The sequence below is a fragment of the Agrobacterium sp. V1 genome (assembly GCF_030518355.1).
In the GTDB taxonomy this organism is placed as follows: domain Bacteria; phylum Pseudomonadota; class Alphaproteobacteria; order Rhizobiales; family Rhizobiaceae; genus Agrobacterium; species Agrobacterium cucumeris.
Genome location: NZ_JAULSF010000002.1, coordinates 521,200 through 546,439 on the forward strand (window position 1 = coordinate 521,200; position 25,240 = coordinate 546,439).

22 protein-coding genes and 1 pseudogene are annotated in these 25,240 nt (G+C 59.6%); 6 read left to right on the forward strand and 17 right to left on the reverse strand.

What is annotated here, in order from left to right; translation table 11 throughout:
• Window positions 1-515: 515 nt before the first annotated feature.
• The 3 genes and pseudogenes from QSV77_RS16545 to QSV77_RS16555 all read left to right on the forward strand — a co-directional run.
• A pseudogene (locus QSV77_RS16545) lies at window positions 516-1,871 on the forward strand (ATPase domain-containing protein); the annotation flags it as partial.
• A complete protein-coding gene (locus QSV77_RS16550) occupies window positions 1,864-3,876 on the forward strand; it encodes a PAS domain-containing sensor histidine kinase (RefSeq protein WP_302735260.1) in 2,013 nt (670 codons plus the stop codon). The pseudogene QSV77_RS16545 and the gene QSV77_RS16550, both read left to right, overlap by 8 nt.
• Window positions 3,877-4,059: 183 nt before the next feature.
• Window positions 4,060-4,755 carry a superoxide dismutase gene (locus QSV77_RS16555; RefSeq protein ID WP_302734322.1) on the forward strand — a complete coding sequence of 232 codons (696 nt, stop codon included), beginning with the start codon at window positions 4,060-4,062 and terminating at the stop codon, window positions 4,753-4,755.
• Between the two features lie 249 nt (window positions 4,756-5,004).
• Here QSV77_RS16555 and QSV77_RS16560 read toward each other — a convergent pair whose 3' ends face one another.
• The 8 genes from QSV77_RS16560 to QSV77_RS16595 all read right to left on the reverse strand — a co-directional run bounded on the left by QSV77_RS16560 (window position 5,005) and on the right by QSV77_RS16595 (window position 13,370).
• Complete coding sequence (locus tag QSV77_RS16560; protein ID WP_302734323.1) at window positions 5,005-6,030, reverse strand: hypothetical protein; 1,026 nt, start codon at window positions 6,028-6,030, stop codon at window positions 5,005-5,007.
• Entirely contained in the window at window positions 6,027-6,920 is an 894-nt protein-coding gene (locus QSV77_RS16565; RefSeq protein ID WP_302734324.1) for an SMP-30/gluconolactonase/LRE family protein, read from the reverse strand. Before QSV77_RS16565 ends, QSV77_RS16560 begins: the two co-directional genes overlap by 4 nt.
• Window positions 6,921-6,929: 9 nt before the next feature.
• Window positions 6,930-8,042: a mannonate dehydratase gene (locus QSV77_RS16570; protein ID WP_302734325.1), complete on the reverse strand. Its 1,113-nt coding sequence runs from the start codon at window positions 8,040-8,042 to the stop codon at window positions 6,930-6,932.
• Between the two features lie 19 nt (window positions 8,043-8,061).
• Window positions 8,062-8,847, reverse strand: a complete 786-nt coding sequence (locus tag QSV77_RS16575) for an SDR family NAD(P)-dependent oxidoreductase (protein ID WP_302734326.1) — start codon at window positions 8,845-8,847, stop codon at window positions 8,062-8,064.
• A gap of 100 nt (window positions 8,848-8,947) precedes the next feature.
• Entirely contained in the window at window positions 8,948-9,940 is a 993-nt protein-coding gene (locus tag QSV77_RS16580; RefSeq protein ID WP_302734328.1) for an ABC transporter permease, read from the reverse strand.
• Window positions 9,937-11,481 carry a sugar ABC transporter ATP-binding protein gene (locus QSV77_RS16585; protein ID WP_302734329.1) on the reverse strand — a complete coding sequence of 515 codons (1,545 nt, stop codon included), beginning with the start codon at window positions 11,479-11,481 and terminating at the stop codon, window positions 9,937-9,939. Before QSV77_RS16585 ends, QSV77_RS16580 begins: the two co-directional genes overlap by 4 nt.
• A 68-nt stretch (window positions 11,482-11,549) precedes the next feature.
• Window positions 11,550-12,509: a substrate-binding domain-containing protein gene (locus QSV77_RS16590; protein ID WP_269699323.1), complete on the reverse strand. Its 960-nt coding sequence runs from the start codon at window positions 12,507-12,509 to the stop codon at window positions 11,550-11,552.
• Window positions 12,510-12,629: 120 nt separating this feature from the next.
• A complete protein-coding gene (locus tag QSV77_RS16595) occupies window positions 12,630-13,370 on the reverse strand; it encodes a FadR/GntR family transcriptional regulator (RefSeq protein WP_271361546.1) in 741 nt (246 codons plus the stop codon).
• Window positions 13,371-13,571: 201 nt separating this feature from the next.
• Here QSV77_RS16595 and uxuA point away from each other — a divergent pair, with 201 nt between their 5' ends.
• Window positions 13,572-14,762 (forward strand): mannonate dehydratase, encoded by a 1,191-nt coding sequence (gene uxuA, locus QSV77_RS16600; RefSeq protein ID WP_302735261.1) that lies wholly within the window; start codon window positions 13,572-13,574, stop codon window positions 14,760-14,762.
• A gap of 167 nt (window positions 14,763-14,929) precedes the next feature.
• Here uxuA and QSV77_RS16605 read toward each other — a convergent pair whose 3' ends face one another.
• Window positions 14,930-16,162 carry a benzoate/H(+) symporter BenE family transporter gene (locus tag QSV77_RS16605; protein ID WP_302735262.1) on the reverse strand — a complete coding sequence of 411 codons (1,233 nt, stop codon included), beginning with the start codon at window positions 16,160-16,162 and terminating at the stop codon, window positions 14,930-14,932.
• Window positions 16,163-16,272: 110 nt separating this feature from the next.
• Between QSV77_RS16605 and QSV77_RS16610 the strand changes: the two genes are divergently transcribed.
• Window positions 16,273-17,763 (forward strand): PLP-dependent aminotransferase family protein, encoded by a 1,491-nt coding sequence (locus QSV77_RS16610; RefSeq protein ID WP_302734330.1) that lies wholly within the window; start codon window positions 16,273-16,275, stop codon window positions 17,761-17,763.
• Between the two features lie 85 nt (window positions 17,764-17,848).
• Here the strand turns inward: QSV77_RS16610 and QSV77_RS16615 are convergent, their stop codons facing one another.
• Entirely contained in the window at window positions 17,849-18,493 is a 645-nt protein-coding gene (locus QSV77_RS16615; RefSeq protein WP_302734332.1) for a TetR/AcrR family transcriptional regulator, read from the reverse strand.
• Window positions 18,494-18,581: 88 nt separating this feature from the next.
• Here QSV77_RS16615 and QSV77_RS16620 point away from each other — a divergent pair, with 88 nt between their 5' ends.
• Window positions 18,582-19,355 (forward strand): SDR family oxidoreductase, encoded by a 774-nt coding sequence (locus QSV77_RS16620; protein WP_302734333.1) that lies wholly within the window; start codon window positions 18,582-18,584, stop codon window positions 19,353-19,355.
• Window positions 19,356-19,443: 88 nt separating this feature from the next.
• Here the strand turns inward: QSV77_RS16620 and QSV77_RS16625 are convergent, their stop codons facing one another.
• The 7 genes from QSV77_RS16625 to QSV77_RS16655 form a co-directional block, all read right to left on the reverse strand.
• A complete protein-coding gene (locus QSV77_RS16625) occupies window positions 19,444-20,154 on the reverse strand; it encodes an anti-sigma factor (protein WP_302734334.1) in 711 nt (236 codons plus the stop codon).
• A complete protein-coding gene (locus tag QSV77_RS16630) occupies window positions 20,151-20,693 on the reverse strand; it encodes a sigma-70 family RNA polymerase sigma factor (protein ID WP_269699331.1) in 543 nt (180 codons plus the stop codon). The genes QSV77_RS16625 and QSV77_RS16630 overlap by 4 nt, the downstream gene beginning before the upstream one ends.
• Window positions 20,694-20,824: 131 nt before the next feature.
• On the reverse strand, window positions 20,825-21,256 hold the full coding sequence (locus tag QSV77_RS16635) for a DUF2177 family protein (RefSeq protein WP_302734335.1): 432 nt from the start codon (window positions 21,254-21,256) through the stop codon (window positions 20,825-20,827).
• An 89-nt stretch (window positions 21,257-21,345) separates the two neighbouring features.
• Entirely contained in the window at window positions 21,346-21,723 is a 378-nt protein-coding gene (locus tag QSV77_RS16640; protein WP_302734336.1) for a DUF2147 domain-containing protein, read from the reverse strand.
• Window positions 21,724-21,750: 27 nt separating this feature from the next.
• Entirely contained in the window at window positions 21,751-22,983 is a 1,233-nt protein-coding gene (locus QSV77_RS16645) for a cyclopropane-fatty-acyl-phospholipid synthase family protein (protein WP_302734337.1), read from the reverse strand.
• Window positions 22,970-23,791, reverse strand: coding sequence for a DUF1365 domain-containing protein (locus tag QSV77_RS16650; RefSeq protein ID WP_302734339.1), 822 nt, complete (start codon window positions 23,789-23,791; stop codon window positions 22,970-22,972). Before QSV77_RS16650 ends, QSV77_RS16645 begins: the two co-directional genes overlap by 14 nt.
• On the reverse strand, window positions 23,788-25,161 hold the full coding sequence (locus QSV77_RS16655; RefSeq protein ID WP_302734341.1) for an NAD(P)/FAD-dependent oxidoreductase: 1,374 nt from the start codon (window positions 25,159-25,161) through the stop codon (window positions 23,788-23,790). The genes QSV77_RS16650 and QSV77_RS16655 overlap by 4 nt, the downstream gene beginning before the upstream one ends.
• Between the last annotated feature and the right edge of the window lie 79 nt (window positions 25,162-25,240).

Here is a 25,240-nt window from a genome sequence, read left to right on the forward strand (position 1 = left end):
GCGCCGGATAAATTCTGGTGCATTTGTGGACAGAATATTCCACTAAGTGTTGTGAGAAATTGCTGTACCTCATAAGCGGCGGAAACGGTTTGCATGGAGTTTCGTTTTTAGCCGCTCCGGCTGAGCCGATATGAGCAAGATAACGAACAGGTTCTCGCCTGAAGTCCTCGAACGTAAGATCCGTATGGCGCTGGCTCACGGAGCAGAACACCCTTCGCGCCAGCCCGCACGACATTCTCGCAAGATGGCTTGGAGCCGGCTTGACCGGCAGCTCGAAGCCCCCGCACTCAGCAGGCTTTACCTGTTCCGTCACCTGTCAGGGCTTCGCCTGTCGCATTGTCGGCTGGTCGGCGAGCCCGCCGGCACATGCAAGCTTTGTCCTGGATGCCCGGTCATCGATACGTCGACAACACAGGCGAGTGATGATTAGAATGAAACCACCCGGGGGGCCAAGACGTTTAGGGGAATATACGTGTCAAATTGAATTGCGGGCAACTGCCGGATGGGCCTAGCGCGATGGCGCAGAGGACGGAGAACGGGGTCTCTATATAACCCTGTCCGAGACCGATACAGAACTGCGAGAAGGGGCGAACTCGCATGGAATGGAAATCCCCGGTTTAATCGACGTCTTTGAACTTGTGCCGCCGGAAAGCCTGCTCGACGCGGAACACCAGCAGAGCCTTCTTTACTCGGCTGATCTTGAGCTTGGCGAGACGACAAAGCTGATATTCGAAGCATTTGAACGGGTCAAACCCGCGCGTGTCGTGCTCGACAGCCTTTCGGAAATACGGCTGTTGGCGCAGAGTTCGCTGCGCTATCGTCGGCAGATTCTCGCCCTGAAGCATTACTTCGCGCGTCAGGGGGCCACGGTCCTGCTGCTTGACGACCTGACGGCCGATGTTCTCGACAAGACCGTTCACAGCGTTGTTCACGGTGTTATTCATCTTGAGGAACTGGCTCCCGACTATGGGGCAGAGCGCCGTCGGTTGAGGATCGTCAAGTACCGCGGCCAGGCCTATAGAGGCGGCTATCACGATTTCACCATCAGGACAGGCGGCGTGGCAGTGTTTCCGCGGTTGCGCGCCAATGAGCATTTCACAACCTACGACCGTCATCAGGCCCGCAGCGGAATTGCGGAACTCGATGCATTGCTGGGTGATGGGATCGAGCAGGGCTCCAGCACGCTTGTGCTTGGACCTGCCGGAACCGGTAAAACGATCTTTACCATGCAGTTTGTCGCAGCAGCGATCGCCCGTGGAGAAAAGGCAGCGTTTTTCGGCTTCGACGAAGAGCTGGGGCTTCTGTCAAATCGCATGCGCGGGATCGGTATCGATATCGACGCCATGCGTGAAAGCGGCATGCTGCATGTTGAGCAACTCGATGCGGCAGAACTGTCGCCGGGGGAATTTGCCCATAGGGTGCGGGAGCGTGTCGATATTGCCCAAGCCAAGACGATCGTAATCGACAGTATTAACGGCTACCAGGCCGCGATGCCGCAAGAAAATGCACTCATTCTGCATATCCATGAATTGCTGCAATATCTCAACAGGCAGGGCGCCAACACGTTTCTCACTGTTTCCCAGCATGGCCTTTTCGGCGATATGAAATCGCCTGTCGACGTCACCTATCTCGCCGACAGCGTCATCCTGCTGCGTTACTTCGAGGCCATGGGAAAGGTGCGCCGCGCCGTGTCGGTCGTCAAGAAGCGCACTGGAAGACACGAAACGACAATTCGGGAATACAATATCGGCGAGGGCGGTCTGGTACTCGGCGATCCACTCGCGGGCTTCAAGGGTGTCTTGCGCGGCATACCCCATTTTGTCGGCGAACAGAAAAACATGCTCGACATTGGAGGGAATTCCGATTCCTGATCGTGACAGTGTCGCCCTCATTTACGCCCCGAACGGTCGCGACAGCGTTGTTGCAGCATCCATCCTGCAGGAGCGCGGTATTTCATCGCAGCCGGTGGCAAGCCTTGAGGCCCTGGCCGAGTGCCTTGGAGAAAATGCTCTTTTTGTCGTCGTCGTGGAAGAGGTCCTTCGCTCCAGCAATCTCGGGCCTATCAACGCCTGGGTGACGTCCCAGCCAAGCTGGTCGGATCTCCCTTTCATCGTCCTGACGCACAAAGGAGCGGGGCCGGAGAGAAACCCTGCTGCCGCAAGGGTTGCCCAGGCACTTGGAAACGTCTCCTTTCTGGAACGACCGTTCCACCCGACAACTTTCGTCAGCGTCGCGGAGTCGGCACGCAAGAACCGTCGGCGGCAACTTGAAGCTCGCAACCGCATTGTCGAATTGCGTGAAAGTGAGCTCAACCTCAAGACTGCATTGCTTGCAGGGCATCTAGGCACATGGAGCCTAGACCTCTCGAGTTGGGAGCTTGGCTCCTCCCCCGAATTTCGTCAGATTTTCGGCCGATGTGCAGACAAGGAGCTGACTTACGACGAGCTTACGGCCTCCGTGCATCCCGATGACAGGCAAGGCCGTGAAGATGGTCTTCGACGCAGCGTGGATGCAGGCGAAGACTACGTCTCCGAATATCGTGTTATCTGGCCGGACCAAAGCCTGCATTGGGCGGAGGTTCGCGGCCGTCTTGTCCATGATCAGCGTGGCAAGCCCCAGCGTCTTATTGGTGTCGGTTCCGACATCACATCCCGCAAGCATGCCGAGGCGGCGCTACGCTCGATGAATGAAACGCTGGAACGTCGGGTGGAAGAACGAACCGAGGCGCTGAAGGCGGAAATAGCCCAGCGGCAGGATACCGAGCAGAAGTTGCTTCAATCGCAGAAACTTGAGGCGATTGGCCAGTTGACGGGTGGGGTCGCCCACGACTTTAACAACCTGCTCATGGCCGTGCTTGGCAACCTCGATCTCGCCAGAAAGCATGCTGCCGATGATCCGAGACTGACACGTCTGATCGATGGCGCGCTTCAGGGTGCGCGGCGCGGCGCCTCCCTGACACAGAGACTGCTGGCGTTTGCACGCCGTCAGGATCTTGAGGTGGAGCCGACAGATCTCTCCGAACTTGTGGCAAACATGCAGGAACTGCTGGCACGCTCCGTCGGCTCGTCCATTCAGATTACCACTGCCATCGCCGGCGGCCTGCCATTGGTCCTGGTCGACGGCAACCAGGTCGAGCTTGCTTTGCTCAACCTTGTCGTCAATGCGCGCGACGCTATGCCGGAGGGCGGCCAGTTGTCGATAAGCGTTCGCGCTGAAGAAGGCGTGGTACCTTCCGAGGGGCTTCCTCTGGGTGCATATGTATGTCTCAGCGTAAGGGACACCGGATCCGGGATGGACGAAGAAACCGTTCGGCGTGCCGTAGATCCGTTTTTCTCCACCAAAGAACTGGGCAAGGGGACGGGGCTGGGTTTGTCGATGATCCATGGTCTGGCTGTCCAGCTCAATGGCGCGCTGACACTCACCAGCACACTGGGCGAGGGCACATTGGCCGAGCTCTGGCTTCCGGTGACCACAGAAGTTCGCCATCAGGTATCGATGCCCGACCCCTTGGATGAACTGCCGCGCGGGCCAGCGATAATCCTGCTGGTTGACGATGACGCCTTGATCGCCATGAGTTCCGTCGACATGCTCGAAGATCTCGGACATCGCGTGCTCGAAGCAAATTCGGGGCAACAGGCGCTGGATATCATCAAAAATGAGCCTGCCATTGACCTGATGATTACTGACTTTTCGATGCCAGGCATGAATGGAGCTCAACTCGCAAAGGCTGCACGCGAATTGCGCCCAGCCCTGCCGATCCTGGTTGCGACGGGTTATGCGGATTTGCCGGCAGGGACCGAAATGGGTCTTCCAAGACTGGGAAAACCCTACACGCAGGAACAGTTAGAGCGAGAGATCGCCAGAATTCTTTCCTGAACTATAGCGCCCCCTTTTACGGCGCCACAGCCTCAATCTCGCGAATTTCCCCGGGCGTCCGGGTCATGGCGACATTGCATCTTCTTTACATCGCCGCCGTTCTTCATCGGTTTTCTGTCAGCCGGAGGAAACCAGCGCCGCTTTCGCGGATTATCCACTGGTAGACATTTAAAGGAGGACGTCATGACCATAACCCGACGCACCATTCTCGTAACAGGCGCGGCGGCAGCTGCCGCAACAGTCTTTCCGCTCCCTCACATCGCCCGCGCAGCCTTGCCTTTGAAGCAACCGGCCCTTCCATTTGCGGAAGCTGATCTAGCACCGGTCATTTCAGCAAAAACGGTTGGCCTGCATTACGGCAAACACCACAAGGCCTATTTCGACAAGCTCAACACATTGGCAGCTGGCAGCCGTTATGCGGATATGGACCTGATCGAGATCGTCGAGGCAGCCGCTAAATCGAAAGGCGCGGATGATGTCAAGATTTTCAACAACGCCGCGCAGGCCTGGAACCACGTTGCTTATTGGGATCAGTTCGTTCCCGGTGGCTCAAACCGCCCGACAGGCAATCTTGCAGCTTCTATTGACGAGACCTTCGGCGGCTATGACGGCTTTACCAAACGCGCCGTCGATGTGTCGGATACGGTGTTTGGAACCGGCTGGGTCTGGCTTACACGCGACGATGACAACAAGCTCGCCCTGATCGGATATGAAGACGGCAACAATCCCGTCGCCGTCGGCCGTCCCGCCTATCTCGGCATCGATATCTGGGAACACGCCTATTACCTGGATTATGAAAATCGCAAAGCCGAACATATCCGCGCGGTTCTCGACAGGTTGATCAACTGGAAGGTCGTTGAAGAGCGTATCAACGCCTGAAGATCGCTGGTGCGAAATCCACGGTGAAAACTCGGCGCTGCAATTCCTGCGCCGATTTCATTTAGCATGCAGGCAAGCTGGGGCTGCGGCGACTGTCCGGGCACACATTCATCTTTCCGCAGATGGGGCAGCAGAGATTTCGGGCGATTATAGCCCTCGATATCATTTTTCTGTCACTATGTTTTCTGCACAGCGCTTCGATCAGGACATGCAGTTCTTCCGTTCGTTCCTGGTGAATACCCGTGCTTCCTAGCTGGTCTGCGAAGCAGGTTCGACTGCAAGCCGGTAGCGGGTGGTGAAGGTCCGGTCTGGCTCGAATGCGATTGCAGTCGCTATGCCGGATGACGCCAGCGGGTTGGCAGCGTTTGATACCGCAGGGCCGAGGTCGAAGGCGGAAGCGACCGGCTCGACACCGAGCGCCACGTGCCGTCCGTTCCAGGGATAGGCCTTGCGTCCGTGATTGCTGTACCAGAGGAGGAGGCTGGGAAAGTGCTCCTTCTGCCACGTGAGCCGTGCGCGAAAACCCTCGTCGCGATAGTGAAGCGCCAGCCTGCCATCAATGCCGGAAAGCTGTAGAAGGTCCTCGGTGTTTTCGGCAAGGGGTACTTTCGCTGCATCGACCGTCGAACCGCCGCGCGTCTCGACCGTGCCGAGCGAGGGCCATTGCCGGTGGGGTGCAAACAGCGCAGCACCCGGTTCGACATCGCCGGGGAAACTCCAGACCTGATCGCAGGCGCCGGGCTCGATAATGACGGACCCTAGCCGCGGCGACAGCCGGAAGGTCGGGTGCAGGCCAATCGGAAGGCGGCAAGGGTGCCGTACCTCGATCTCCAGGATGATGTCGATGGCAGCCGCGCTCTGATCCGGAATAATCCTCCGGCGAAGCAAGCGGATCGGATGAAGGTCGGGATAGCGGCATTCCATTGCGATCTGTCGCTCTTCGCAATTGTTCCAGGTCCAATGGGCATTCGAGCTGTAACCATGCGGCACGCCCGCGCCGTCGAAACTCTCGCCCATTGCGGGCCAGCTTGGTGGGAGCTTTCGGCCCGCGTCGCTGCCGAAGGGAACGCAAGGCCATTCGCCGCGAAGCTCCTGCAGGATTTCCGGCAGTTTCTCGCGCTCAGCCTCATTGCCCCAGGGGGCGACATGCAGCGGGCTGACCTGCCGCCCGTCAGGCAGCAGGAACAATACCGGACCAAGCATACCGCCGAGCGACTGCACCGCGACGCATCCATGCGCCCAGGCAAGTGCACGTCGTGTGGTCATTCCGCTCATGGTGTCGCTGCTCCGTAGCGGTTTTCCGGAAGGCCGGCGATGTCTACCCGGATGGCATAGAGACTGCCCGCGAGGCGCTCGGCGGGTCCCCCGCCTGCCGTTGTGATGTAGAGCGTTTTCAGATCCACGCCACCGAAGGCGCAGGTGGTGATGTTGGTGACCGGCATATCAATCACCTCCGCCAGGCTGCCGTCAGGCGCGATGCGGGCCAGACAACGGCCGCCATAACGGCAGTTCCAGAGGAAGCCTCGGCTGTCGATCGCCGAGCCGTCGGGCGAACCGCACTCGAAGCCGGTGAAGAAGTGCCGCTCTGCCGATATGGCACCCTTCGATACATCGTAGTCGAAAGCGTAAATTTCGTTCGCGAGCGTATCGCCAAAATAGAAGGTGCTTCGGTCCGGGCTCCAGCAAAGCGTATTGGAAATTCCAAGGCCAGCCCGCCATTCGCTGACAGCGCCGTCCGGCGCGATCCGATAGAGGATGCCTTCGCCGGGCGCCACATCGCCCAGTTGACCATCGGGAAGGACGTTGTTCTTCATGGAACCGACCCAGAAGTTTCCAGCCGGATCGGTGCGTCCGTCGTTCAAGCGGACGCGTGGGGCACCGGGCAGGACAAAGCCGTGATCCTTGCGCCGGTCGGTCTGTGGCCACCACCAGATCAGCTTCGAGCCGAGGGCGACAAGCAGTCGGCCATCTTCGTCTGTGAGCGAGATAGCGACCACCGGCTCCTCGAAGAGCCACGTCCTGACCGCGAGCGTCTCCTCGTCGTAGCGATGAATGAGAAAACGGTTGATGTCGGTCCAGTAGAGTGCCACTTCCGGCGCGGACCAGACCGCACCTTCACCGCAGCGGTCGCCCACGGGCGCGACACAGACAGGTTCGCGTGCCATCCGCGCCTCCTATTCCGCCGCCATGCTTGCGGTGATCGACCGCGACGGTCCGAGAGCTTCGGCGTTCTGCACAAGCGCCTTCATGTATCCAAGCGCGAAAGCCTTGCCCGCATGCCAGGAAGCACCGCAGGTCATGGCCGGCGTATGGTCGGGGATCAGCACGCCCCGGTAATTCTCGTCACGCAGGATGCGGATAATTTCGGCCATGTCGATATCGCCCTCATCGACGAAGGTTTCAACATAGCGCGGCATCTTTCCGCGCACGTTGCGGAAATGGATGTAACCGATGCGGCCGGAGCGGGCGAAGCGACGAACGTGCTCATAGATGTCGCCGCCCGGCATTTCCTGCAGCGACCCGAGGCAGAGTTCCAAACCGTTCGAGGGCGAATCCACGATCGCCATCAGCCGGTCGTACTTTTCCGGGCGGTTGACCAGCCGTGCCGTGCCGCGCAGTTCCTCTGCCGGCGGATCGTCCGGGTGAGCGCCGAGCACGACGCCCGCCTCTTCGGCAACGGGCACGATCTCCTTCAGGAAACGGCCAAGGCGGTCCCAAAGTTCAGCCGAACTGACCGAGACGGAGGCCGCGTCGGCGACCGCGCGGCGATAGCGCATGTTCCAGACCATACCATCCGGGATCGGTGCGTCCGGACTGGGCGCAATACTGTTTTCGACGCCGAAGCCAACGGATTCCGCGCCGCCGCGGGCATAGGGACCGCGCGTCCACCCATAGACACCGGCAAGCGAAAAATTGTAGCCGATGCAGGGAATGCCGGCGCGTCCGGCGTCTCTGATGAGTTGTTTCAGCCCCTCTATCTGTTGAGCCCGCTCCGGTCCGTCGAGCAGCACGTCATGCCAGAAGCGCGGCGAGAAGTTCTCGATCGCTGCAATCTCCAGACCGCCGGCGCGCACGTCCTTCACCAGAGCCGACAGTTCCTCATAAGACCACAGCCGGTCGCCGGAACAATCGCCCCAGCCACCTGTGTCACCGCTGTCGATCTTGGGATCCTTGCCGGCAAAATAGTTGGTCAGGTGCGCAACGACATGGGTTGCACCCGCTTGCTGCGCAAACTGATAATTGTCGGGGGTGAGCTGCTCCCGGTAAAGTCCAAGGCCGATCTTCATGTTGTCGTTTCCTGTCTGATTATTTGACGCCAATGCCGGCGGTAAGACCACCGTCTATGCGGAAGTCCGAGCCGGTGACGAAGGCTGCGCGGTCGGAGGCGAGATAGGCCACGAGTTCCGCCACTTCCTCCGGTTCACCGATGCGGCCGATGGGGTGCGCGGCGCCGAAGCGGGCGAAGGCTTCCGCTTCGCTGACACCCTCACCGCCATAGGTGCGGGCCGCAAGCGCAAGCAGCGGCGTGCGCACCGATCCGGGGCTTACTGAATTCACCCGGACTTTCGCTGCCGCATGGTCAAGCGCCATGGCGCGGGTCAGTGCATGGATGGCGCCCTTGGAGGCGACATAGGCTGCAACGTTCTGCTGGCAGGCATGGCCCTGTACCGAGGAGATGTTGACGATCGCGCCGCCGCCGCGCTTCGCCATCTCCGGAATGCCGAAGCGACCGGAGAGGTAGATGGAGCCGACATTGACGGCGAGGCAGCGGGCAAAGGTCTCGGCGCTGGTATCGAGCACCGTGCCAAAGGGGTGGACGGCTGCGGCGTTGACGATGATATCGAGCCCGCCATGACGCAGGACTGTTTCGCGCACGGCCGCCTCGACCTCTGCCTCCACGGCGACATCGGTGAACCGTGCCGACATCGGCAGGTCGCGCTCCTTGGCGATGCGGTCGAAGATCTCGTTGGTGGCGGCGTCGTTACCGCATGCAAGCACGGTCGCGCCTGATGACGCCAGGCGGATCGCCGAGGCAAGACCGATCCCGGAGGTGCCGGTGACGAGCGCGATTTTTCCCTTGAATTCAGTCATGATTGTCTCCGCGACAGATCGTCATGGTTTCAGTCTGGACAGGCCCGAAACCATAAGCACGATCAAGTTTCATAAGGGAGCGATATGCAAGGCGTCTGCCTCAACGCACCCGTTCCAGAACTTGGTTGAGAAGCACGGCGCCGAGGATGATGCCGCCGCGCACGACGTACTGCCAATATTCACTGACATTCATCAGTGTCATGCCATTAGAGATGCAGCCGAGGAACAGGACGCCAATGAGAGTGCCCCAGATGCGGCCCTTGCCGCCGAAGAGCGAGGTGCCACCGATGATCACGGCTGCGATGACGTCGAGCTCCATGCCGGTGGCCGTGGTCCCGGTTCCAGCGCCGATCTGCGAGGCGATCAACGTGCCTGAGAGGGCCGTCAGTGCGCCGGTAAGGCCCAGTGTCAGCGCCTTCACCTTCCAGATGTCGATACCGGAAAGGCGGGCAGCTTCCATATTGCCACCAACGGCATAAACCTCGCGGCCGAAGCTCGTGTACTTCATCAGGAAGTGCATGACGGCAAATGTGAGCGCGAAAATATAGACCGGAAACGGAATGCCGAAGAGGTATCCGCCGCCGAGGAAATCGAAGCCGAGCGGGAAGGACGACAGTGGAAAGCCACCGGTGATGAGGTTGGCAACGCCGCGCAGCGCCGCAAACAGGGCGAGCGTGGTGATGAAGGTCGGCACGTTAAACCATTGGCGGAAACGGCCGGTGAGATAGCCGAGCGTGAAGCCGAGCAGGAGCGCCACGGCAAAGCCGACCGCGACTGCGCCCCAATCGCCGAGGACGCCGGCAAAGCGGTCCGCGAACCAGGCGACGATGCAGCCGGCGAGGGCGGCGCCGGCACCGACAGACAAGTCGATCTCGCCGCTAATGATCACGGCCGTCATGCCGAAGGCGATGATGCCAAGCATGGAGACGGTACGAAGCACATTGAGCATATTGGCAGTCGAGGCAAAGCCGGGCGCAACCACGATGAGGAAAATCACCAGTGCCGCGAGGATGATCTCCATCGGGTAGGTCTTGAGAAGCTTGAGCAGCGTATTCTGGCCACGGGCTTCCGTTGTCGGGTTTACAAGCGTCATTGTCTGGCCCCTTCCATGCATAGGCCGTAAAGTTCGGTAAGGTCGGTTTTTGCCGGGTCCACCTCGGCAACGACTTCGCCGTGGTGCATGACGAGGATGCGGTCAGCCACTTCGAGGACTTCCTCGAGTTCCGTCGAGACAAAAATGCTGGCAAGACCGTCAGCTGCCTTCTGCCAGATGATATCGAAGATCTGGCTCTTCGCCTGAACGTCGACACCGCGGCTCGGTTCATCAAAGAACATCACCGAAGGCTGCCGGTTTAGCCACTTGCCGATCACCACTTTCTGCTGGTTGCCGCCTGACAGCGACGACACGGGCAGTTCGGGGTCATCACACTTGATGTGGAGCGCCGTGATCTGGCGGCGGACAAACGGCTGTTCGCGCCGACGGGAAATGAAACCTCCGCTGGAGATCGGACCAAGGCTCGCCATGCAGAGATTGTCGGCCGTCGAGAGCGATTGCACGAGGCCGACTTCCTTGCGGTTTTCCGGGGTGTAGCCGAGACCGGCCTTGCGCATGTCGCGTGGGCTGGCACCGGTCATATCACGGCCGTTGAACATCACTGAACCGCCGTCGACCGGGTCAGCACCGAAGATTGCCCGCATCAGCTCGGTGCGGCCGGCGCCGAGCAGGCCCGCAATGCCGAGGATTTCGCCGGGGTAAAGATCAAAGGAGACACCCTGGAAATGCCCGGATCGACTGAGGTTGCGGACCTCAAGCACCGGCTCGGCGCGATCGAGCGTTCGCCGTGGCGGGCGTGTGGCGCGTGCGGCATCACCGAACATCATGCCGACGATGGCCGATGGCGTCGTCTCCTTCATCGCAACCGCGCCGATGTAATGGCCATCGCGGATCACCGTGCAGGTATCGGCGATTTCGAAAAGCTCACTCATCCGGTGGGTGATGTAAATCATCGTTACGCCGCGGGCGCGCAGGCGTTCGATGAGTGCGAAGAGCTGTTTGACCTCGCGGGAAGCAAGCGCCGAAGTCGGCTCGTCCAGAAGCAGGATCGACGGATTGAAGGACATCGCCTTGACGATCTCCACCACCTGCTGCTGACCGACGCTGAGCGCGGACACCGGCTGACGGGAATCGATCGTGAGCCCCATGTCGGCGAGCAGTTCGCCGGCGCGGCGATGGAGCCCCTCCCAGTCCACGACGCTGAAACCGGCGCGGCGGCGATGAGGCAGGCGTCCGAGAAAGATGTTTTCGCCGACCGAAAGCTCCGGCACCAGCGAAAGCTCCTGGTGCACGGTGACGATGCCGGCTGCGAAAGCGTCATGCGGCGACGTGAAGCGGCGATCCTCGCCATTGACGCTGATCGTGCCGGATGTCGGTTCGGTGACACCGGCAAGAAGTTTGACAAGCGTCGACTTACCGGAGCCGTTCTTGCCCATCAGGGCATGCACCTGGCCCGGCGCGAAACTGTGGGTGAACTCGGAAAGGGCGACCGTCGGGCCATAACGCTTGGTCACGGCCTGAAAGTCCAGCCGTCCCCGCGCCCCTTCCAACGTGGCTGACCTCAATTGCGGATTGCTCATACGGATTTCCTGCTGTCGGGTGCGAAGGCGCGGCGGGCAAAACCCGCCACGCGGCTCACGTCCTGGCCCTATTTCAGGGCCTTCAGGCCTTCCTTGTAGGCAGCGATGCCTTCGGCGTTGGCGCGTGTCAGAGGCAGCACCGGCACGTTGACCTTGGTCTCGATCTTCTTGCCGTCGAGCAGGTTCTGCGCCGCCTCGATCGCCTGCTTGCCGACTTCGAGTGGCTGCTGTGCCGTTGTCGCCTGCAGCACGTTGTCGGAATTCAGGAGCATGTTGGCGAGCTGCTCGGAACCGTCTGTGCCGAAGACGAAGACCTTGCCTTCCAGGCCGGCCTTCTTCACGGCCTGGACGGCGCCAATCGTACCGCCTTCGTTGGCGGCATATATGACGCGGATACCCGGATTGGCCGTCAGCATGTCACTGGCGACGGCGAGCGCCTTTTCGGCAAGCCAGGCGTCCTGCTGGGCAACGATATCGACCTGATCACTAACGACGCTCAGGAAACCCTCGACGCGGGCATTGGACTGTTCGGGCAGCAGCGCCTTGAAGGCGAGCATGCCGATCTTGACCTTCTCGCCGTTGCCGAGTGTCTTCAGGAAATCAGTCGCGGCCTTGCCGGTGCCGATGCCGATATCGCGGTCGGAGCTCGTCACTGTCGCCTGTGCGACGTCGCCATTGGCCGAGGTGCCGTAGGTAACGACCGTAATACCGGCGTCACGTGCCTTCTTCAGTGCAGGCACCGAGGCGTCGGCCGAGAGTGGCGCGACGACGATCGAGTTCACGCCACGGGCGATATAGGTGTCGATCAGCTGGGCTTCCTTCTCGAGCTTGCTATCGCTGTTACCCGCCAGGAGCTCGTCACCGGCAGCTTTCGCCGCCTTTTCCATGCCGATTTGGATGCCACGGAAATATTGGTCCTGCTGAAAAACGATGCCGGCGATTGCCTTGCCACCGGCAAATGCAGCATTCGGCGCAAAGCTTACGGTGGCAAGCAGCGCGGCAAGCGCCAGACGTTTCATGTTGCTCATATTGGTTCTCCTCCCAAAGTGCCCTGTTCGTACCGCCGGACCAACGGGCGAGTGGATCCGGAAAACGGCTGCCTGCACCGCCCACAATGGGAACGGTTCAGCTAAAATCTCATATGCTCATCACAACGGTTGACCCCGAGGTGCTGCATCGACGAAACGGATGCCGAACTCCAAGTGACGGCTCATCAGGTAAACATAGGCGATACGATCGCGAGCCCTCAATGCACGGACGATCTCCGCATGCGTTTCGAAGGTTGCCGCATGCACCGGACGTTCCGTCTTGCCGAGCCGCATGACCTCCTCGATCACCGAGCGCAGCATGTGATAGGCGGCAAGGGTCGTGCGGTTGCCGGAGAGTTCGACGATCGCCGAATGGAATTCGTAGTCGCAGCGCGCTGCCGCCTCGACGCTTTCGGCCTCCAGAATTCGCGCATTGATCGTGTCGAGCCTGTCGAAATCCGCTTCGCTTGCGGTGAGGATGATGTGTTCACCGATGCCGGTTTCAATGATGCGGCGGAAGCCCTGCAGATCTCGGAAGGAGTCCGGCGAAATACCGTTGTGAAAGGCGAAAAGGCGGCGGATTGCCTCGCCATGGCCACCGCTGATGACGGCACCGACCTTTGGCCGGGTCTCGACCATGCCATAGGCGCGAAGCACCTGCAGTGCCTCGCGCACGGTGTTGCGGCCGGTCTGAAACTGCTCGCCGAGATCGCGCTCGGTTGGCAGCGCGTCGCCTATCCCAAGGCCGCGTTCCGAGATCATCTCGCGGATCTGATCAACCAGCCGATCGACCGCCGAGGTCTTGCCGGGTTCGACAATCTCCATGCTCGACAGCGCATCTTCCCTTGCAGAACTGCTCACCGATCATCCTCCGTGCAATGGCTTATTTGTTGGTCCAGATTTAAGCATCAGTCAAGAGAACCTCTCAAAATATTTTCTTATCAGGGCTTAAATCGCAAAATTACATAATGTCAGGCTTGAATTGTTGGGCCAATTGGACATTATCGGTCTTTGTGGTCCAACAATAGCCACCTGAAGCGGTAGGAGTTCTGCATGAGACTGATGGAAGAGTGCTTTCGCTGGTACGGGCCAAACGATCCGGTGCCGCTCAGCCATATCCGGCAGGCAGGCGCTACGGGGATCGTTTCGGCGCTGCACCACATCTATGATGGTTCGCCCTGGTCTGACGAAGCAATCCTGGCGCAGAAGGCGCAGATCGAAGCTGCTGGAATGCGCTGGAGCGTCGTCGAGAGCATCCCGGTTCACAACTCGATCAAGCTAGGAACATCAGACAGCGCGCGCTATATCGGCTGGTACAAGGACACGCTGCGGGCATTGGCGCGCTCTGGCATTGAGATCGTCTGCTACAATTTCATGCCGGTGGTGGACTGGACACGCACCGAGTTGATGCAGCCCCTGGCTAACGGCGGTTATGCGCTGCGCTTTGACGCGGTTGATTTTGCCGCCTACGATCTTTTCGTGCTGAAGCGGCCGCGTGTCGAAGAAAGTTACTCCAAAGAGCAGATATTCACGGCGCGTCAGCGTCTCGATGGCATGGATCAGGCAAAGATCGACCGGATCGAGCGCAATCTCATTGCCGGCCTGCCGGCAACCGAGCGCCAGTTCAACCGAGCGAGCTTTCTCGCCGCGCTCGCCGAATATGACGGTGTGGCTGCCGATGTCCTGCATGCGAATCTCGCGCGCTTCCTCAGGGAGATCGTGCCCGTTGCCGAAGAGGTCGGTATACGGCTTTGCATCCACCCCGATGATCCGGCCTTTTCGCTCTATGGTCTGCCGCGCATCGTCTCGACGGCCGCCGATGTCAGACGCATACTCTCCGCTGTCGATAGTCCCGCCAACGGTATCACTTTTTGCACCGGCTCATATGGCACACGCGCCAACAACGACCTGCCGGCCATGGTTCGCGAGTTCGGCCCGCGCATTCACTTCGCCCACCTCCGCAATGTCCAGCGCGAGGATGATGGCTCGTTCTACGAAGCCGATCATCTCGGCGGATCGAGCGACATGCCGGCGGTAATCCTTGCGCTGATGCAGGAGCAGGAGCGGCGCGTAGGCGAGGGCCGCACCGACTGGCAAATCCCGCTTCGTCCGGATCACGGGCACCTGTTAGCCGACGATATCGGCAAGGATCGGATCAATCCCGGCTATTCCCTGATCGGACGCTTGAAGGGCCTCGCCGAAATCCGAGGCGTGATGCAAGGTATCGCAATAGCTCTCGCGCACAGTGAATGACGAATTTTCCCGTGCCACAAAGCTGCGTTTCCACGAAACTCGCGATAGTCGGACCAATGTGACGGCTGGTATCGATCGGCACGTGGGCAGGCGTGGCAGAGCCGCGCTATTGCCCCGAGCCTGTGCACGACTTGGCTCTGGATAGAGAAATGGTGGCGGTCTGCGGCTCATTTGGAGATTCCTTCGCTTGCTGTCTTTGGTTGGCGTACGCGCCGCGGCGGGTGCCCGTTGAGGACAATGGCGGCGGCGAGGCCGATTAGCAGGCCCCAGAACGCCCCACCAATGCCGAGCAATTTGATATTGGCGGCAGATGCGAGGAAGGTAATCAGCGCTGCCTCGCGGGAAGTCGGGTCTGCCATCGCTGCGGCAAGACTGCCGCCGATGGTACCAAGAAGTGCAAGACCGGCGAGCGTGGTGATGAAGGTTGCTGGAAACGCCATGAAGAGGGCGGCCAGCGTTACGCCGAACACGCCGACCAGAATATAGAAACAACCAGCGGCAACTCCGGCAATCCAACGTTTGGAAGGATCGTCATGCGCTTCCTTGCCCGTGGCGATCGCCGCCGTGATCGCTGCGATATTGAAGGCATGGGAGCCGAACGGAGCCATGGCGAGCGAACCAAGTCCGGTCACGGTCACGATGGGATTGGCGCTTGTCTTGAAGCCGTCATTCCGCAAGACCAGCATTCCCGGCATATATTGGCCGGACAGCGTAATCAGGAATAGCGGAAGCGCGACCGACAGCAGCGCATTCAACGAGAATTCCGGCATGGTGAAGACCGGCGCTGCAAACTTCAGGGTGAGGCCGGACAGATCGACGCGACCTTGCGCCACAAGGAAAACAAGCCCCAGAACCAGAATACCGACCACTGCGTAGCGAGCGGAGAGCCTTTTCAATGCCACGTAGGCGAAGATTAGCGAGCCGACCAATAGCGGATCGACACTTGCGCCAGCGAAGGCTCCGATGCCGAATTGCAGCAGAATGCCGGCAAGCAAACCGGAAGCGATACCGGGTGGGATCAGGCGAATGACTTTCTCGAAGTAGCCGGATATGCCGAGCACGACGAAGGCCGCCGCCGAGATCATGTAAGCGCCAATTGCCTCGGCATATGGTGTTGTCGCCAGCGCGGTGACGAGAAATGCCGCAGCCGGTGTCGACCATGCCGTGATGATCGGTTCGCGATAGCGCAGGCTGAGGAAAAGTCCAGTCAATCCGACGCCGATCGAGATCGACCACACCCAGGATGCCGTGAGTTGTGGGCTCAGGCCTGCAATCTTCGCTGCCTGAAAGACCAGAATGAACGTGCCGCCATAGTTGACGATGACGGAGATCAATCCCGCAACAACGGGATGGGGAAGGTCGTCAAGGCGGACGGATGAAGGCGAGAAATGCGGTGGCATAGTCTGGGAAATCTCCTGGAGTTTGAGCAGGCCGTGAACAAGGCGCATTGACATTTAGTCCATTAATGGACTGATTAACCCAGCCAATTTTGACACTGCGAGCAGACCATTTGTTCAAGCATTCCCAACTCGAAACCGTAAAGGCTTGGATTGCCGATCCGGCCCATGCCGCTATGCCGCTTCACGTGCGGATTCAAAGGGCGATCCGCCAATTGATTGTCGGTGGTGCATTGGGTCCGGGCAGGCCTTTGCCCGCCTCACGCGCGCTTGCCAAATCGCTGGAGGTATCGCGTGATACGATCGAAGCGGCCTATACCCAGCTTCACGCCGAAGGTTTCATCGACCGGCGTGTTGGCAGCGGCAGCTTCGTCGCGGAGATGACGGAGTTCACGCCCGGCCCCCGTCTTTCCCGGCAGGCCATGCTCCTGCGCAGTCAGGCTCCCAGTCTCAGCAGGCGGGGGGCGGCCATGTTTCGCAGCGGCGGCGTTCGCGAGATGCTGTCACCGCGGCCATTCGCTCACGGGATACCGGAGACGCGCACCTTCCCGCTTCAGATCTGGGAGCGTCTCGAACGGCAGGTTCGCAAGGAGGTTGGCGCACAAACTCTGCTTCACGGTGACCCGCAGGGAGCAGAACCGCTTCGGCGCGCCATCGCCGATTATGTCAACCTTGAGCGGGGCGCACGCGCGACTGCCGACAGGGTGCTGGTATTGACCAGTTCGCAGCAGGCTATGTCGTTGTGCGCCAACATGCTGCTTGATCCCGGCGATCGGATCTTCATCGAAGATCCCGCCTATTACGGCGCGCGCAAGGCGTTCGATGCAGCGGGACTGGAATGTGTTTCTATCCCTGTCGACCGGCAGGGCGTCGTCATCGAGCAGATCATGGCTCACCCGCGCCGGGCCAAGGCGATTTTCCTGACCCCATCCCATCAATTTCCGACCGGGGCGACGCTGGCTCTGGACCGTCGGCTGGCGCTGATTGAATGGGCGGCCCGGCATCAGATGTGGATCATCGAAGACGACTATGACAGTGAATTTCATTACGCCGGCAAGCCAACTGCCTGTGTGCAAGGTCTGGATCCCCACGACCGGACTATCTACATCGGCACCTTCACCAAATCGCTCTTTCCGGGTTTGCGGATCGGCTATGTCGTGTTGCCGTCCCAGCTCGTCAAGCCGATGACCATCGCGCGCACATTGCTGGACGGTCATACGGCGCCGATGGCGCAGCTGACGCTCGCCCGCTTTATGGAAGGCGGGCATTTCGGAGCGCATGTTCGCGCCATGCGCGGCATCTACGCCGAACGGCTCGACGTGCTGGCTCGTCTCGCCAGCAAGCATCTGTCGGATTTCATCGAGCCGCATGTTCCCGTTGGTGGGCTGCAAATGTCCTGTGTATTGACTGGCGACCTTTCGGAACGCGCTGCCATTGATGCGGCACGGCGCGTGGGTATCGAGCTTCTAGGGTTATCAGGTCTATACGCTGCCGGTGACCCGAAGGCCGGTTTCCTGATGGGTTTTGCTGCATACACACCTCTCGAGATAGAAGAGGCCATCAAGAAACTGGCGAAGGCGCTTCGGGCGGTGGCAAAACCATAATTTCACCTGTCCCACTTTCCTGAACGGTCATAAACGCAGACGTAAGCGCGGTCCAATTGTCAGTCGCGGATTGGAGATTGCGTGGTTAAGTGCCCCTAATCTGCGTCTCTGCGGAGGTCTGACGTTTTCCAGGCCAGGCCGCAAGTGCAAGGTCGATCAGCCGTTTCAGCAAGGCATTGCAGGCGCCGTCGCAAGCCTGGGCGGACATGCCCTGGATGATCGCGCCATAAAAGCGTGCGAGCGTGTCGGTATCAGTGTTTGCAGACAGCGCCCCTTCCTCGACGGCGCGGTCGAAACGGGCTTTGAGTGTCTGCATTGACGTTTCGCGCAAGGATGCCGTCATCCGCGCCACGGATGTATTTTCTTGCGCATGTTGCAGGACGGCCGTCGAGACCATGCAGCCGGGCGGTTTGTCCGGCTGGGTGTCTCCGTCAGCGATATCGTAAAGATAGAGCCTCAGAGCTTCATAAACCGGAAGATCCGATTGCAGGATGTTCGACCGGCGGCTGTTTTCACGGGCAATGCTGAAGTCGAGCGCCTGACGGTACAATTCTTCCTTTGAGCCGAAGGTCGAATAGAGAGTTGGCGGATTGATACCCATCGACCTCGTAAGATCGGCGATCGATGTCCCTTCGTAGCCATGTTCCCAGAACAGCCGGGCCGCGATGTCGAGGCCAATATCGCGGTCGAACATGCGGGGTCTGCCGCGTTTGCGGACTGGCTTCTCCATTAAAATAGCGATCCCTATTAAATTGTTGACAGGCGTATTTCAGCTCTTATTGTAGGGATCACTATTTATTTTAGCAACGGAGTGATCCATGTCCAAGCGTCTTGCAGGCAAAATAGCCCTTATTACTGGAAGTTCACGCGGTATCGGCCGGGCAGTTGGCCTCGCTTTTGCCAGGGAGGGCGCTGCCTTGATTGGCGTCCACTACACCGCCAATTTGGATGCGGCCAATGCAACGGTACGCGACATCGAGGCGCTTGGCGTCAAGGCCATCGCGGTGAAGGCCGACCTTAGACAGGGTAAGGAGGCGGCCGACAGCCTGTGGGCTCAGTTCAGTGAAGCGGCGCGTAACGAGACGGGTTCGTCCGGTTTCGACATACTGGTGAACAATGCCGGCATCGCGCCTGCATTGCCGTTGAAGCAGACGAGCGAGTCTGTTTTCGACGAGGTGATGACGATTAACTACAAGGCGCCGTTCTTCCTGATCCAGGCGGTCGCCGACCATATTCGCGAGAACGGCCGGATCATCAATGTCTCGACCGGGTTTACACGGATCGCGGCGCCGACGCATCCCGCCTATGCTGCTTCCAAAGGTGCGCTTGAGACATTGACACTTGCACTGGCACCTGAATTTGCAGCACGCGGCATTACGGTCAATGCCGTGCTACCGGGTGTGACGGAAACGGATATGAATGCCGAGTGGCTGGCATCGCCTGAAGCGCGCGCCGGTGCGGAAGCCCTCTCGGTCTTCTCGCGTGTCGGACGAGCGGAAGATATTGCCGACGTCATTGCCTTCCTCGCATCGAGCGATGCGCGTTGGACGACGGGCCAGATGATCGATGCAACCGGTGGCGCCCGGATCTGATCGGTCGGGCTCTCCTTTGCAAGGAGAGCCTATGCCTCCTCAACGGCGCAGCAATCCCGGGTCCGTGGGATGCTGCTGCACGCGCCTTCTATAACAGCCGCGCGCTGCCGACGGCGATAACGGGGCCGGTTGCCTGACCGGTTGGCGATCCGCCGAAGGGCTCCACGCTGATTGCGAAGGTCGTGCCTTCCGTGATTGTGCTGCGCATATCGGCGGGGATGATGAGGTCGCCAGACGTGCCGGGCTGGAACACGCCCAGCGAGCGCGTCTTGCCACCATCCATGACCAGCCACAATTCCAGTGATTTTTCGTCCGTCTTGCCGGTTGCGACGGGGATGATGCGCATCCGTCCGGATTCCGCGTCGTAGGAGGCAAGAAGATTGACCTGGCTATCGGTTGTCGCAAGTTCCGCCACCAGCGGGGTGACGCCCTGCCGTTTTTCGGGTAAGGCCGCGTAGACCACGGCGGCCACGGCGGTCGCGCTGGTGGCAACCGATATCCAGCGCCAGAAGGACGCGGAATTCCACAGGCTGCCGTTGGCGTTGATATCCCTGCTGCCGAACAGGCGCTCTTCGATGCGAGCAAGAACAGTCGCATTCGGTACCTGCTCTTCATAATCGGCATTGAAGTCGGAAAATTCCTGCTCCCAACGCTGCACCAGTTGCGCGAAGACCCTGTCGTCCTCAATACGCCGCTCCAGTTCGCGGCGCTTTTCCAGCGGCAGGACGCCCAGCACATATTCGCCGGCGAGGATTTCGTCGCGCGAGTGCATTCCGCCGCTCTGGTCGCCCGTTGTCATCGCTGCATGCACTCTCTGAGTTTGAGAAGACTGCGCCGCAGCCACGTTCTGACCGTGTTCAGTGGCACGCGCAATTCATCTGCCAGTTCGAGATAGCTTAAACCCTCAACATAGGCTCGGCGTACCGCCTTTGCGTGAACAGTTTCAAGTTCACGCATGCAATCCTCGATCCTGCGGCCTTCGTCCGCCAGAACGACCTGCTGTTCAGGATCGCGAATGCCATCGTCGGCCAGCTCATAGGCCTCGTCAATATCATCGCTTATGGGTTTACGGGCGCGGATCGTGTCGATCGCGTGGTTGCGGGCGATGGCGGCAAGCCATGTGGCCGGCTTGCCGGCGCTTGCGGCAAATGTGCGGGCGCGCTGCCACACCTTGATATAGATTTCCTGCAGCGCCTCTTCGGCTTCGGTTCTGTCCCGCAGGATCTTCAGGCAGATCGCGAAAAGCTTCGGACTGGTTGCCTGGTAGAGCGAGACGAATGCTGAACGATCACCCATGCCGACACGGTTGATTAGGCTTGCTATCTCTGTGCCCTGCATTCGAACCTTCCTTGCTGCGCTTCCTTTATAAGGTCGTCTTTCACATGAAGACAAGGGACGAGGAAGAGGAAGTTCTTGATGGGGGGCCCACAGGAGGGCCGCACTTGCGCCGTAGCCGAGAGGAAGCGTCGTCATGATATGCCCGTCGAATTTTCCAGCGGGCCGAAGAGGCGCACCGTGACGAGGTAACTGATGATCGCCGCTGCGGCGGAAACGAAGGTTCCCCAAAGAAGATCGGCGATGGTGAGGGTGGTTGGCCAGTTCTTCAACGTCGCCTGATTGGTCAGATCATAGGTGGCGTAGGCCATGAAACCGACAATCGCGCCGTAAAGCAGCGCCGTTGTCCATTCACCGGAAAGCAGGGCCGGGCGCACGGCAAGAAAGGTCAGTCCGCCGGCGTAGATGAGGTAGAAGACGACCGCTGGAGCGAGCCGGAAATTTTCCGCCAGGAGATCGCCGATAGCCGGGCGGTAAAGACGTGACGCCATGGTGCTCAGCCAGATGAAATCGATCACCAGAAACGCGACGAGCGTGAAAAAATAGGCTGCGAAATAGGTCTTCATCGGTGTTTTCCTTTGCCGGGCATTGAGAAGGCGGCGAGGTTTTTTCGAACGACAATGCAATTAATGGATGGAACGGCGCGTGATCTGCGCTAGTCGATCCGGGTCCAGCTTATGCCCTTGCACAGAAGGCCGGCGACGATACAGCCCTTCGTGGTCATGTTATTGCCGGCAAGGGTGACTGTTATCCTGTAGGATTTGTCCCGCTGAGGATCGAAGGCGGTGCCGGAATAGATGCCCGCCTCGCTCTCTTTGATGTCCATGATCAGGCGGTCGCCGGTCTTCTCCTTCGGCGTGCCGGGTTTGATCCAGGTGTTTGTGGCGCATATTTTTTCACCGCAGGGCGCGATCAGCACTTTTGCCTTGCCGTCGCCACGCGCCCAGTTGCCGTCGATCTCCGCCGCTGTCGCGCCGAAGCCGACCAGCATCGGGGACAGGGCAGATACAATTGCCAATCTAATGATTTTCATTGTCTTTCTCCACCGGTTGGCCCCGCCTCATCCTTGCTCTATCGTGTACAGGCCGACATTTATCGTCCCTTCGGCAAAACCTGCTTCGCAATAGCAGAGGTAATAATCCCAGAGCCGCCGGAAGCGGTCGTCGAATCCAAGCAGGGAAATCGTCTGCCACCGGGCATGGAAACGCTGACGCCACTCCGAAAGCGTGAGCGCATAGGACTGGCCGAAAAGTTCTGTCTCCGTGAGCTTCAGGCCGGCTTGCCCGACGGCTTTTTCGAGCGCTGAATCGGAGGGCAGGAAACCGCCGGGAAAGATGTGTTTCTGGATGAAATCCGCCTTGCGCCGATAGGTATCGAAGCGGTTTTCCTCGATGGAGATGATTTGCAGCACCGCACGGCCGCCGGGTTTCAGGCAGCGTTTCAGCGTTTCGAAATAACTTGGCCAGTAGGCTTCACCGACCGCTTCAAACATTTCCACGGAGACGATATTGTCGAATTGGCCGGTCGCGTCGCGGTAGTCCTGCAATCTGAGATCGATCCGGCTGGCCTTGCCTTCTTTTTCCGCCGCATTTTTCGCCCAGTTCAATTGGGACGGGGACAGGGTGATGCCGGTCACGCTGGCATTGTGCTGCGTGGCGAGGTGGATGGCGAGCGCACCCCAGCCGCAGCCGATTTCCAATATGCTCTTGTTGCCGGTTAGCTGAAGTTTTTCCGCAATGCGCTCGAGCTTCTTGCGTTGCGCGGCCTCAAGGCTGGGTGTCGTGCCGTCGAAAATCGCCGACGAATAGAGCATCGAGGGATCCAGCCATTGCCGGTAAAACTCGTTGCCGAGATCGTAATGCGCCTCGATATTGCGGCGGCTTCCGCGTCGGGTATTGGCATTCAGCCCGTGTGCAAGCCGGTTGATGAGGCGCATGGGCAGGCTGCCGCGCATAGACCTTGCAAATGCCTCGCGATTTTGAGCGGCGAAACGGATGAGCGCCGTCAGGTCAGGCGTAGACCAGTCATTCTCGATAAAACCTTCCGCGAAGCCGATATCGCCGTTGACGAGCAGCCTGCGGATTGCCCGCCAGTTATGCAGCACGATAACGGCGTCGCTACCCTCCGATTTTCCTGATTTTTCGACGGTTCCGCCGCCAGGAAGGGCGACGCGCAGCCGTCCCCGGTCGATATTGTTCAGCAGCCGATTGATGAGCCATATGCCCATGCCTGTGCGGCCCTTGAGGCGGGTATTTTGCGCCGGTAACTCGGAGAGATTTTCAAACGGGGTCATGAATTCTGGCCTCGATTTGCGACGATGAAGGGGAAACGAAGGAGATGGGCTCGACGGGTGGCAGCGGACGTTTTCTCAGCCGCACGCCCTTCAGCCAGATTTTCAGGGCTTCCCAGTGAATGCCGACAACGACTTTCAGCGTGAGAAAGGGGATGGTGACGAAGGCTTTCAGCAGCGCGCCATCGGTCAGCTCGACCCTTCGGGCGAGATGGCGGGCTGTCAGCACGGCGCCTTCATCGTCGAAAGTTTCAATGACGATCTTCAGCCTGTCACCGGGCGGGACGACGCGGAAAACATAGCGGAGGTTCATGTCCATGAAGGGCGAGACATAAAAGGCCTTGTCGCATCGCTGGACGATCTCTGTCCCCGTGCCGGCCTCGACCGGGATCAGATAGGAGTGTCTTTGGCCGAAGGTGTTGTCGACCTGCCAGAGGATGGCTTTAAGTGACATGTCGCGCCCGTGGCAGAAGAACACGCTGAGCGGGTTGAAGGCCCAGCCAAGCAGGCGCGGCATGGTAAGCAGGCGGATGGGCCCGCCATCGACGGCCATGCCCGCCGCCGCCATGGCCGTTTCTATCTGCTGGCGCAGTCCGATCGTGTTGTCACCGTTGCCGCGATCCTTGCGATGAAACGAAAACAGGTTGAAACGGTCGACAGAGAAAAACCGTAATTTCCGGTCGAGCGTCTCCAGCTCATCGAGATCGAGAAGCAGCGAATAAATCCGGTAGTCCAGTTTGTGGGTTTTTGGCTTGAAACGCGCATGGGTCACGTGGCCCGGGAAAAGCGCTGATGTGAGGGGAGGCGTCATGACGTTGCCTCCATGAGTTGTGTGTCCGTCGCAATCGCCGCCAAATCCAGGCGAATGATCCGGCCGCTGTCGTCCGCAACCTTCCATGGGCGGGATACGCCGCCAAGATCTTCGGCAACCGCAAGGCCCGCCTGAAGGCCGTCTTCATGAAAACCAGAGCCGAAATAGGCGCCGCAGAACCAGGTGTTTCGCAGGCCCTGCAAGGCCCATAATTCCTGGCGCATCTGTTCGGTGCCAGCGTCAAAAACCGGGTGGTGATAGGTTTCCTCGGCGATGATTTTTCCTTGATCCGGTTCTCGCGCCGGGTTCAGCGTTACAAAAGTATCAGGGGTTTTGCCCAGCGGCTGCAGCCTGTTCATCCAGTAGGTGATGCTCGGCTGACGAGCTTCAATGCTCTTGTCGGCCACATAGTTCCAGCTTGACCAGGCAGCGCGCCGGCGCGGCATGAAGCTGCTGTCGGTGTGAAGCACGGCGCGGTTTCGGGTGTAGGTAAAGGCGCCGAGAATGCGCCGTTCGGCGCGCGTTGCATCCACGAGCATATCGAGCGCCTGATCCGCATGGGTTGCGATCACCACGTCATCGAAGCGAGCGGTTTCGCCCTCCGCAGTGATGATTTCGATGCCATCAGGCAGGCGGTGGATGCGCGTCACCGGCGTCGAGAGGCGAATTCGATCCGCAAACGGTGCGGTGATGCGTTTTACATATTCGTGTGCGCCACCGACGACGGTGCGCCAGACCGGCCGATTGCGTAGCAGCAGCAGACCGTGATTGCGGCAGAATTTGATGAAATGCGCCGCTGGATAACGACCGACCTCCATCGCCGGCGTGGACCATATGGCCGCGGCCATGGGGTAAAGATGATCGTCGCGGAAGGCCGCCCCGTAGCGATTGTGTGTGAGATAGTCGTCGAGAGACACGTCACCCATCACATGCAGGTCTCGCGGAGCGTTGCGGTAGAACCGCAGCAGGTCCGCGAGCATCGACCAGAAACGGGGTCGTAGCGCATTTCTCTTTTGTGCCAGCAGGCCAAGACCCGTTCCGCCGGAATATTCAAAGCCGCCATTGTTCAGGGAAACGGCGAAAGACATGTTGGAGGCTGCCGTCGGCACGTCCAGTGTCTGAAAAAGCGCGGTGAGATTGGGATAGGTCGATTCGTTATAAACGATGAAGCCGGTATCGACGTGAACCGGCCCATTATCCGTGTCGAATGTTACCGTGTTGGTGTGGCCGCCGATGCGATCCGCCGCCTCGAAGACCGTGACATCGTGCCGTTGCGACAAAAGCCAGGCCGCCGACAGGCCGGAAATTCCTGTTCCCACTATGGCGATGCGGCGCCGGCTATGTCCTCGTGTTGCTTCGGTGTCGGTCATCTATCCTCGCTATCGCATTACAAAAATTTGCCTTGGGACAGCGCAGATACGAGGCCGGCGCATGATAAGTTTCAGCGGC

Excerpts from the sequence above, each read along its gene's own strand:
- QSV77_RS16640 (WP_302734336.1), bottom strand. The coding sequence starts at position 21,723 with ATGAAAATCATTAGATTGGCAATTGTATCTGCCCTGTCCCCGATGCTG.
- QSV77_RS16615 (WP_302734332.1), bottom strand. The coding sequence starts at position 18,493 with ATGGAGAAGCCAGTCCGCAAACGCGGCAGACCCCGCATGTTCGACCGC.
- QSV77_RS16580 (WP_302734328.1), bottom strand. The coding sequence starts at position 9,940 with ATGACGCTTGTAAACCCGACAACGGAAGCCCGTGGCCAGAATACGCTG.
- QSV77_RS16635 (WP_302734335.1), bottom strand. The coding sequence starts at position 21,256 with ATGAAGACCTATTTCGCAGCCTATTTTTTCACGCTCGTCGCGTTTCTG.
- QSV77_RS16565 (WP_302734324.1), bottom strand. The coding sequence starts at position 6,920 with ATGGCACGCGAACCTGTCTGTGTCGCGCCCGTGGGCGACCGCTGCGGT.
- QSV77_RS16560 (WP_302734323.1), bottom strand. The coding sequence starts at position 6,030 with ATGAGCGGAATGACCACACGACGTGCACTTGCCTGGGCGCATGGATGC.
- QSV77_RS16570 (WP_302734325.1), bottom strand. The coding sequence starts at position 8,042 with ATGAAGATCGGCCTTGGACTTTACCGGGAGCAGCTCACCCCCGACAAT.
- uxuA (WP_302735261.1), top strand. The coding sequence starts at position 13,572 with ATGGAAGAGTGCTTTCGCTGGTACGGGCCAAACGATCCGGTGCCGCTC.
- QSV77_RS16650 (WP_302734339.1), bottom strand. The coding sequence starts at position 23,791 with ATGACGCCTCCCCTCACATCAGCGCTTTTCCCGGGCCACGTGACCCAT.
- QSV77_RS16620 (WP_302734333.1), top strand. The coding sequence starts at position 18,582 with ATGTCCAAGCGTCTTGCAGGCAAAATAGCCCTTATTACTGGAAGTTCA.
- QSV77_RS16625 (WP_302734334.1), bottom strand. The coding sequence starts at position 20,154 with ATGACAACGGGCGACCAGAGCGGCGGAATGCACTCGCGCGACGAAATC.
- QSV77_RS16585 (WP_302734329.1), bottom strand. The coding sequence starts at position 11,481 with ATGAGCAATCCGCAATTGAGGTCAGCCACGTTGGAAGGGGCGCGGGGA.
- QSV77_RS16655 (WP_302734341.1), bottom strand. The coding sequence starts at position 25,161 with ATGACCGACACCGAAGCAACACGAGGACATAGCCGGCGCCGCATCGCC.
- QSV77_RS16590 (WP_269699323.1), bottom strand. The coding sequence starts at position 12,509 with ATGAGCAACATGAAACGTCTGGCGCTTGCCGCGCTGCTTGCCACCGTA.
- QSV77_RS16630 (WP_269699331.1), bottom strand. The coding sequence starts at position 20,693 with ATGCAGGGCACAGAGATAGCAAGCCTAATCAACCGTGTCGGCATGGGT.
- QSV77_RS16645 (WP_302734337.1), bottom strand. The coding sequence starts at position 22,983 with ATGACCCCGTTTGAAAATCTCTCCGAGTTACCGGCGCAAAATACCCGC.
- QSV77_RS16575 (WP_302734326.1), bottom strand. The coding sequence starts at position 8,847 with ATGACTGAATTCAAGGGAAAAATCGCGCTCGTCACCGGCACCTCCGGG.
- QSV77_RS16555 (WP_302734322.1), top strand. The coding sequence starts at position 4,060 with ATGACCATAACCCGACGCACCATTCTCGTAACAGGCGCGGCGGCAGCT.
- QSV77_RS16605 (WP_302735262.1), bottom strand. The coding sequence starts at position 16,162 with ATGCCACCGCATTTCTCGCCTTCATCCGTCCGCCTTGACGACCTTCCC.